The organism is Streptomyces sp. NPDC059080 (assembly GCF_042739975.1).
GTDB classification, from domain to species: domain Bacteria; phylum Actinomycetota; class Actinomycetes; order Streptomycetales; family Streptomycetaceae; genus Streptomyces; species Streptomyces benahoarensis.
Genome location: NZ_JBHYGX010000045.1, coordinates 4,002 through 4,625, shown reverse-complemented (window position 1 = coordinate 4,625; position 624 = coordinate 4,002). Strand labels below are relative to the sequence as shown.

The window sequence follows — 624 nt, the reverse complement described above, 5'->3', positions numbered from 1 at the left end:
TGGGGGTTGAGCTTTGTTCCAGCCCCCCCGGCCGGGGGGGTGGCGGGGGGGGCCGGCCTGCGGCGCGCCGCCCGGGCCGCCCGCGCCCCCCCCCCCCCCGCCCCGGACACGCGTCCCACAACCTTCCGCAGCAAAACCGGAGAGCACCGTCATGCGCACCCGCCCGGCCACCCCCACCGAGGTCGACTCCTGGCTGACCGTCCTGCACCAGCACGGCCACCTCCACCACGCCCAACCCGGCCCCGACACCACCTGGACCGTGCAGCGAACCCAGGACAGCCGCCCGTGGACCCTGCACCACCCGGTCCTCGCGATGGACTGGATCGAGGAACGCGTCCGCAACATCCGCCAGCAGAACCCGGAGACGCACCGGTGACGGCCAACGACCCGGCGCCCACCATCGCCGGACAGCACCGTGACCCCACGACGGCTCCTGGCGGAGCAAGCTATCGCGTACGACGGTCCTACGGCCCGTCGTACGCACTTGCCCCCGCCCAGGAGGGCGGGGGAAGCCCCGGGGGGGGGGGGCCGCGGGGGGGCCCGGGCGCGCAACCGCCGAGCCCCCCCCAGGGGGCGCGGGCGCGCGGGGGGGCTCTCTCTCCCAACAGCAAGAGCGCAGACGCC

General features: G+C 76.4%; 1 protein-coding gene. It reads left to right on the top strand.

Annotation, left to right across the window (positions count from 1 at the left end):
• The first annotated feature begins 151 nt into the window (after nt 1-151).
• Nucleotides 152-376 carry a hypothetical protein gene (locus ACFWWQ_RS25560; RefSeq protein WP_384600502.1) on the top strand — a complete coding sequence of 75 codons (225 nt, stop codon included), beginning with the start codon at nt 152-154 and terminating at the stop codon, nt 374-376.
• Nucleotides 377-624: the final 248 nt, after the last annotated feature.

Excerpts from the sequence above, each read along its gene's own strand:
- ACFWWQ_RS25560 (WP_384600502.1), top strand. The coding sequence starts at position 152 with ATGCGCACCCGCCCGGCCACCCCCACCGAGGTCGACTCCTGGCTGACC.